The following is a 7,653-nucleotide window of genomic DNA, read 5'->3' as shown; positions in this document are numbered from 1 at the left end:
ACGGCAGCGACCAATGCTCCAGCCACACGGTGGATTCGATACGCCCCAGCGGATCTTGCGTCTCGCACAGGTTGCCGGACTCGTCGTAACCGAACGTCCACTGACCGCCCTGAGGGTCGGTGGCGCCGAGCAACTGGCGCTCGTCATTCCAGTCGAATTGCCAGGTTTGGCCGAGGTTGTCGGTGTACTCGGTGATCTGGTACTGGGCATTCCACCGACGGGTGCTGACCCGTTGCAAGCCATCGGTAATCCGCGTGGTTCCGGCGTGTAGGTCATAGTCGAACTGGTAGTCATCGCCTTCGTCGGTCCAGTGTCGGACCACGCGCCATTCGGCGTCTTCCACACAGGCCCATTGGTAATAGCAACGCAGTCCGGCGGGCCGTTGGTGCTCGACCATGCGCCGGCCGCTGTCGTAGGCAAAGCGGCGCTGCACATGCCCGGCAGCGTCGCGAACTTCGGCCAGGTCGCCAGCGGCATCGTAGTGGTAGCTGACTAACACTTCGCGGCTGTGATCGGGGAACAGGCGGTCAATCTGCCCGACCCGGCCGGGCCATTGCAGGCTGTAGCCCAGTTCGAGTCGTACATCATTGAAGGAATCGCGTAACTGGCTCAAGCGACCTTGGGCGTCATAGTCGAGGAGGATGCGGTTGTCATTGCGGTCCCCCAACTGGCTCAGGCGCAGGTGCGACGGGTTGCCTGGCGTCGGCTCAAACAACCTGTAGAGCCCATCGACGCTCTCGATCAGCACCTGCCCGTGGGCATGGCGCCGCACGCTCAGGCCTTCGCCCGCGCTGAACACCGCGCCGCCCAAGGGGATCACGCCCATATCGATCTGCCGGGCCTGCTCGTCGGTGTAGATCAGGCGCTCGCCGCCCTCAGCAAGCCCCTGCATTTCGACGAAAACCTCGTAGATCACACTCCAACCGGCGCCGAACAGGCCATCGCGGCGTTCGTCCCGACTGCTGTAGTAGCGCTGCCACTCGATCGGCAACAGGCCAGGCAGGGTGAAGTCCAAGTCGTCTTCACCGTCGAGAATTTTCGCCCCCGTGGCGCTGTGTACCGGGTTGGGCGAACCTGCGACCGCGGAGGTAATGGCATTGCTCACCTGGCTGCTGCCCCACGACACCAGCCCGCCCACCACCATGCACGGCAGCTTGCTGAAAAACTTCGCGCCACCGCCGCGCAAGGTCAGCAGCGCCGTCACCGCCAAGCCAACCCCCGGCGTCTTGCCGCTGCGGATTTCGCGGACGACGACCGGGGCGCCGCCGATGATCACATTCGGCGAAACCTGTACCGTCCCAACCTTGGCCTCGCACGTGCTGCGATCCCCACTGCGCACGGCGGGCTGGCCGTTGATAAATACGCGACTGGAACCCTCGGCCATGTACTGCTCTGGCATCGGCGGATGTTTATCGCAGTCGACTTTATCGCCAGGACAAGGCACGGCGCCCAAGGCTGGCGTAGCGACTGTCGGGCGCCATAGCTGAGAGAAAAAGCCTTCCGCAATATCCAGATAAGTAGGCTCACCCTCTGGCGCTGCGATTACATCCGAGATCTTGCCCGCCGCCCGCGCCGCGGGTTTGCCGTTGATGAATACGTTGGGCGAGCCACTGCTGATGAAGGCGTCGATGACGGGAGGAAACAGGGCATTGGCGAAAGACTCACATAATCGTGAGAGGCCTTTATCCGCGCCGGTTTTGCTCATGCCGACGCCGACCACCGCACCCACCACGGCGCCGAGTACAACGCAGCCGAGGCCGCCAGTCGCCACGGTCAAACCCGCCGCCGCAACCACCGCCGCTGTCGCCAAGGCCGTCACGGCCACGCTGGCCGCAATCTCCAGGACGCCGCCTAACACGTCGGCCAGCATTGAACTGTGCAGAAGCGCATCGCCCTCGCGGGCAGCCCAAGGCGTGTCAGTCATGCGCAACGATCCGTGTCCGAAAGGACCGGGATCAAATCACGCGGTGGTTGCCTTGCTCAGGTGAGACTTTCCGATGCGCTCGTAGGAATGCTCCGAATCAGCACCCTGACTAAATGCATATAGGGAATAATCACAAATAAGATAATCAGTTATTTTAATAATTACCATATAACCAAAAAGAACTTCACAGCAGGTTTTTATGGGAATAACGTTAACCCCTCACCGACCCCTTCTCCAGGCGGAGGTAGCCGAACCCTTTCTTGATCTGCCTGGAGCCTGTATCCCATGGTCTTTGCCTCCCCGTTCAAACGCCTGCTCCTGGGCACCGCACTGGCCTTCGGCCTGAGCACCGGCGCCCATGCCGCCGACCTGCAACCGCTGCGGGTGGCCAATCAGAAATCGACGATCAAGGCGCTGCTGGAAGTCTCCGGCGAAGCCAAGAATGTGCCCTATGAAATCCAGTGGGCGGAATTTCCGTCCGCCTCGCCGCTGGGTGAAGCCTTGAATGCTGGCGCCGTGGATATCGGTGCGCTGGGCGATGCACCGTATGTGTTCGCCCTCGGTGCCGGTGCAGCGCTCAAGGTGGTCAGCATCATCCACGCCGACGGGCGTAGCACCACCGCCCTGCTGGTGCCGAAGGACTCGCCCATCAAGACCGTGGCGGACCTCAAAGGCAAGCGCATCGTGACAGGCCGTGGCTCCATCGGGCATTACCTGGCGATCAAGGCCCTGGCCAGCGCCGGCCTGACCACCCAGGACGTGCAGTTCATTTTCCTGCTGCCCAGCGAATCGCGCCTGGTGCTGGACAATGGCAGCGCCGATGCCTGGTCGACCTGGGCCCCCTACACCACCGTGGTCACCTCACAAAGCCAGGTGCGGATCGTGGCCAGCGGCAACACGCTGTTGAGCAACCACCTGTACCTCGCGGCAACCAGCCAGGCCATCAGCGAAAAACGCGCGCAGCTCGACGACTTTGTCGCACGCATCGACCGCGCCTACGCCTGGGCCAATACGCACCCCAACGAGTACGCCGCCGCCCAGAGCAAAATCACCGGGCTGCCGCTGGCCGTGCATGTGGCCGTGGCCAAAGAGACCCACCTGACCCCGGTACTGATTGACGACGCCGTGATCAGCGGCCTGCAAGCGACCGCCGACACCTACCAACAAGAAGGCCTGCTGCCCCGGCACATCGACGTGTCGCAGGGTTTCGACAAGAGCTTTAACGCCAAGCGTGCCCCCCAAAACCAAGCATCGCGTTAACAGGAGCAGAACATGAGCAAGCCACGTCAATTGAAACTCGGCGCCATGGTCCACGGTGTCGGCCACGGCTGGGGCGAATGGCGCCACCCACAGGCGCAACCGAATGCCAGTACGAATTTTGCGTTCTACAAGCAGCAGACTGAACTGGCCGAAACCGCCAAGTTCGACTTCGTGTTCATCGCCGACAGCCTGCACATCCATGCCAAATCCAGCCCGCATTACCTCAACCGGTTCGAACCGCTGACCATCCTCTCGGCCCTGGCCGCGTTGACCACGCATATCGGCCTGGTCGCCACCGTCACCGTCAGCTACACCGAGCCCTACCAGGTCGCACGCCAGTTCGCCTCGCTGGACCACATCAGCGGCGGCCGCGCCGGCTGGAACGTGGTCACCTCGTGGCTGAGCGGCACCGCCGAAAACTTCGGCAAGGCCGAGCACCCGCCGCATGCGGTGCGCTATCGCATCGCCAGGGAACACCTGAATGTGGTCAAGGGGTTGTGGGACTCCTGGGAAGACGACGCCTTTGCCTACAACAAGCAAAGCGGTGAGTTCTTCACCCCGCACAAACTGCACACGCTGAATCACCAGGGCGAGTTTTTCTCGGTGAAAGGCCCGCTCAACATCGCCCGTTCGCGCCAGGGCCAGCCGGCGATTTTCCAGGCGGGCACCTCGGAGGACGGGCGCAACTTCGCCGCCGAGCATGCTGATGCGATCTTTGTGCATGTCGACAGCATCGAAGACGGCCTGGCCTACACCCAAGACCTCAAACGCCGCGCCACAGGCTTCGGCCGCGACGCCGACAGCCTGTCGATCCTGCCGGGTATCCGCCCGATTGTCGGCCGCGACGCCGCCGAAGTGGAACGCCGCTATCAGCAGGCAGTGGACCTGGTGACCGTGGAAGATGCGATTGTCGCCCTCGGTCGCCCGTTCAACGACCATGACTTCAGCCAGTACCCGCTGGACGAACCGTTCCCCGAGTTGGGCGAACTGGGTTCCAACAGCCAGAAAGGCGGCTCCGACCACATCAAACAACTGGCCCGGGACAAAGGCCTGACCCTGCGCGAAGTGGCCTTGCATTTCTCGCGGCCCAAGCGTGATTTTGTCGGCACCCCGGAGCACGTCGCCGATACGATCCAGACCTGGTTCGAGACCGGCGCCAGCGATGGTTTCATCGTCAATTCGGTGCTGCCCGATGGCTTGCAATACTTCACCGAACGGGTGGTGCCATTGCTGCAACAGCGCGGCCTGTTCCGCAGCGAATACAGCGGCCAGACCCTGCGCGACAACCTCGGCCTGGACGTACCGGCCAACCGCTACAGCGTCGCCGCCGAGGTCGAAGCACAGCAGGAGGCATTGGCATGAGCGAATCCCTCCACATCGGGGAGCCAGCCCGCGCCCCGATTTCTGACCGAGTCCACGCATCATGACGTCATCCTCGCCACCGTCCTTGCGCGCCGTGGAAGTCGCCGACTTCGACGCCCTGCTCGACCGTCTCAGCGCCGAACTGGCCGGCAGCGCTCAGCTTTTCGACGAGAGCGGCGCCTTCCCCCACGCCAACTTCAAACGGCTGCATGAACACGGCCTGCTCGCCCTCACCGTGCCCAAGGCCCTCGGTGGTGGCGGCGCCAGCCTGGCCCAGGCACGCAAAGCCATCAGCGCGATTGCCAAGGGCGAACCCTCTACCGCGCTGATCCTGGTGATGCAGTACCTGCAACACACGCGCCTGCAAGACAGCAAAACCTGGCCCGCGCACCTGCGTGTAAAAGTCGCCGAAGACGCGGTACGCCACGGTGCGTTGATCAACGCGCTGCGCGTCGAGCCGGACCTCGGCACCCCCGCCCGCGGCGGCCTGCCGGCGACCACCGCAGTGCGCAGCCCTGAAGGCTGGCGCATCAGCGGGCGCAAGCTCTACTCCACCGGCAGCCACGGCCTGAGCTGGTTCAGCGTGTGGGCGCGCAGTGACGATGCCGACCCGCTGGTAGGCGCCTGGCTGGTCCCCAAAAACAGCCCCGGCATAAGCATCATCGACAGCTGGGACCACCTGGGCATGCGCGCTACCTGTAGCCATGACGTGGTGTTCGACAACGTGCTGGTGCCGCTCAACCACGCCGTCAGCGTCAGCCCCTGGAGCGCACCGCAGCCGGAGCTGGATGCCGAGGGGTTGCTGTGGATGTCAGTGCTGCTGTCGTCGGTGTATGACGCCGTGGCCCAGGCCGCGCGCAATTGGCTGGTGAACTGGCTGCAAACGCGCCAGCCGTCCAACCTCGGCGCCGCGCTGGCGACATTGCCGCGTTTCCAGGAAACCGTCGGGCATATCGACACCCTGCTGTTTGCCAACCGCAGCCTGCTCGACGCCGCCGCCGAAGGGCATACCCCGGCCGGCAATGCGGCGCAGTTGAAGTACCTGGTGACCGGCAACGCGATCCGCGCCGTGGAGCTGGCGATCGAAGCCTCGGGCAACCCCGGCCTGTCCCGCCACAGCCCGCTGCAGCGCCACTACCGCGACGTGTTGTGCAGCCGCGTCCACACCCCGCAGAACGATGCCGTGCTGCAAGGCGTCGGCAAGGCGGCCTTCGCCCAACGGCAGAAGGAACGCACATGAGCCCGCTGATTATTGCCAGCCAGCGGGATGAAGACTTCAACGCCGTGATCCGTGAGCGGCTGGCCTCTCTCCACGCGACGGCGCTGGAACCGTTGCCGGACGGGCACCCGCTGTACACCTATCCGCGGGTACGGCGGTCACCGCATACGCGGCGATTTCCACCACTGGCCAAGATGCGATTGCCGCTACGTTCCTGGCCAACCTGATCCGTCAGCTGTTCAACAGCCGTTAGCCAGGCGCTCGCGCAGGAACTCCACCAGCGCCTGCACCGGCCTCGAACTCTGCCGGTGCTGCGGGTACACCGCCGACAGCGTCAGGGCCTCGGGGGCGAAGTCTTGCAACAGCGTCACCAGGCGCCCGTCCGCCAAGGCATCGGCGACGATAAAGGTCGGCAGGTAGGTGACGCCCAACCCGGCGATGGCGGCGTCGCGCAGCAACTCGCCATTATTGACGCGCATGCGCCCGCTGACGTTCAGCGACTGCGGCTTGCCTTTGCTCTGGAACCGCCATTGCACCTGGCGGCCGTGGCCGTAGGGCAGGCAATCGTGGTCGGTCAGGTCGTCGGGTTTCTGCGGTGTGCCACGCAACGCAAGGTACTCGGGGCTGGCGCAGTACACACGCTGCACGCTGGCGATACGCCGGGCGATCAGGGTGGAGTCTTCGAGGATGCCGATGCGCAACACCAGATCGTAGCCTTCGCCGATCAAGTCCACTGGGCGGTCGCTCAGATCGACTTCCACCGACACCTGCGGATAGCGCTGCAAAAACAGCGGCAACAGGCAACCCAGATGGGCCATGGCAAACGACAACGGCGCACTCAGGCGAATGGTGCCGCGCGGTTCGCTGTTCTGCCCGGCAATGCCCTGCTCCACTTGCTCGACTTCGCTGAGCAGGCGCAAGGCCGATTCGTAGTAACTCTGCCCCAGGGGTGTGACATCCAGGCGGCGGGTCGAGCGGTTGAGCAGGCGCACGCCGAGGCGGTCTTCGAGTTGGATCAGGCGGCGGCTGACGAATTGCTTGGACAGCCCCAATTGCTCGGCGGCGGCGGTGAAACTGCCGGATTCCATGACCTGGCAAAACAGGCGCATGTCTTCGAAGGGATTCATTGTCGCGTCTCGGTGGACATTTTGCTGATTTATAGCCTGTCAGGTGCTGCACCACAAACCTAATGTGCCAACACAATCAAAAGTGGGAGGGGGCTTGCCCCCTCCCACAGGGGATTACCGAGATTCCCGAGGTCGGGTTACTTGGTGGTGAACGCCGAGTAGCTGTTCATCAGGTTGCGGTAGTTGGGAATGCGCGGCGACAGCAGGTTGGCCAGGCCTTCCATGTCGTTGCGCCAGTCAACCTGCAGCTCGCAGGCCACGGAGAACCAGTTCACCAGTTGCGCGCCGGCCGCGGTCATACGAGCCCAGGCAGCCTGTTGCACGGTTTCGTTGAAGGTACCGGAAGCGTCGGTGACCACGAACACCTCAAAGCCTTCGGAGAGAGCGCACAGGGTCGGGAACGCTACGCATACATCCGTCACCACACCGGCAATGATGATCTGCTTGCGGCCGGTGGCCTTCACCGCCTTGACGAAGTCTTCGTTGTCCCAGGCGTTGATCTGGCCAGGGCGCGGGATGTACGGCGCGTCCGGGAACAGTGCTTTGAGCTCGGGCACCAGCGGGCCGTTGGGGCCGCTTTCAAAGCTGGTGGTGAGGATGGTCGGCAGGTTGAAGAACTTCGCCACGTCGGCCAGGGCCAGCACGTTGTTCTTGAATTCGTTGGGGGAGAAATCCTGCACCAGGGAGATCAGGCCGGTCTGGTGATCCACCATCAGCACCACGGCGTCATCTTTGTTCAAGCGCTTGTAAGTCATGGGTTA

General features: G+C 63.5%; 6 protein-coding genes and 1 pseudogene. 4 read left to right on the top strand and 3 right to left on the bottom strand.

Features of this window, described 5'->3' with window-relative positions; translation table 11 throughout:
• On the bottom strand, positions 1–1,924 hold a 1,924-nt coding region (locus C8K66_RS30250), incomplete at its 3' end, for a DUF6531 domain-containing protein (protein ID WP_178087556.1).
• Between the two features lie 285 nt (positions 1,925–2,209).
• On the opposite strand from C8K66_RS30250, the gene C8K66_RS30245 reads away from it, so the two are divergent.
• The 4 genes and pseudogenes from C8K66_RS30245 to C8K66_RS30230 all read left to right on the top strand — a co-directional run.
• The gene (locus C8K66_RS30245) at positions 2,210–3,184 is read left to right on the top strand and encodes an ABC transporter substrate-binding protein (protein WP_108526692.1); all 975 of its coding nucleotides are present in this window, start codon (positions 2,210–2,212) and stop codon (positions 3,182–3,184) included.
• 12 nt (positions 3,185–3,196) lie between these two features.
• Positions 3,197–4,546 carry an LLM class flavin-dependent oxidoreductase gene (locus C8K66_RS30240; protein WP_108526691.1) on the top strand — a complete coding sequence of 450 codons (1,350 nt, stop codon included), beginning with the start codon at positions 3,197–3,199 and terminating at the stop codon, positions 4,544–4,546.
• Between the two features lie 61 nt (positions 4,547–4,607).
• Positions 4,608–5,786, top strand: a complete 1,179-nt coding sequence (locus C8K66_RS30235; protein ID WP_108526690.1) for an acyl-CoA dehydrogenase family protein — start codon at positions 4,608–4,610, stop codon at positions 5,784–5,786.
• 59 nt (positions 5,787–5,845) lie between these two features.
• Positions 5,846–6,018, top strand: a pseudogene (locus tag C8K66_RS30230) (dihydrofolate reductase); the annotation flags it as partial.
• On the opposite strand, the gene C8K66_RS30225 reads toward C8K66_RS30230, so the two are convergent.
• Positions 6,005–6,892 carry a LysR family transcriptional regulator gene (locus tag C8K66_RS30225; protein WP_046488517.1) on the bottom strand — a complete coding sequence of 296 codons (888 nt, stop codon included), beginning with the start codon at positions 6,890–6,892 and terminating at the stop codon, positions 6,005–6,007. The pseudogene C8K66_RS30230 and the gene C8K66_RS30225 overlap by 14 nt on opposite strands.
• Before the next feature lie 137 nt (positions 6,893–7,029).
• A complete protein-coding gene (gene ycaC, locus C8K66_RS30220; RefSeq protein ID WP_046383860.1) occupies positions 7,030–7,647 on the bottom strand; it encodes an isochorismate family cysteine hydrolase YcaC in 618 nt (205 codons plus the stop codon).
• Positions 7,648–7,653 lie beyond the last annotated feature (6 nt).

The organism is Pseudomonas sp. GV105 (genome assembly GCF_003058185.1).
In the GTDB taxonomy this organism is placed as follows: domain Bacteria; phylum Pseudomonadota; class Gammaproteobacteria; order Pseudomonadales; family Pseudomonadaceae; genus Aquipseudomonas; species Aquipseudomonas veronii.
This window is presented reverse-complemented; position numbering and strand designations above follow the sequence as displayed.

Bases quoted from the DNA above. Each gene is read 5' to 3' on its own strand.
- C8K66_RS30245 (WP_108526692.1), top strand. From the start codon at position 2,210: ATGGTCTTTGCCTCCCCGTTCAAACGCCTGCTCCTGGGCACCGCACTG.
- C8K66_RS30240 (WP_108526691.1), top strand. From the start codon at position 3,197: ATGAGCAAGCCACGTCAATTGAAACTCGGCGCCATGGTCCACGGTGTC.
- C8K66_RS30235 (WP_108526690.1), top strand. From the start codon at position 4,608: ATGACGTCATCCTCGCCACCGTCCTTGCGCGCCGTGGAAGTCGCCGAC.
- C8K66_RS30225 (WP_046488517.1), bottom strand. From the start codon at position 6,892: ATGAATCCCTTCGAAGACATGCGCCTGTTTTGCCAGGTCATGGAATCC.
- ycaC (WP_046383860.1), bottom strand. From the start codon at position 7,647: ATGACTTACAAGCGCTTGAACAAAGATGACGCCGTGGTGCTGATGGTG.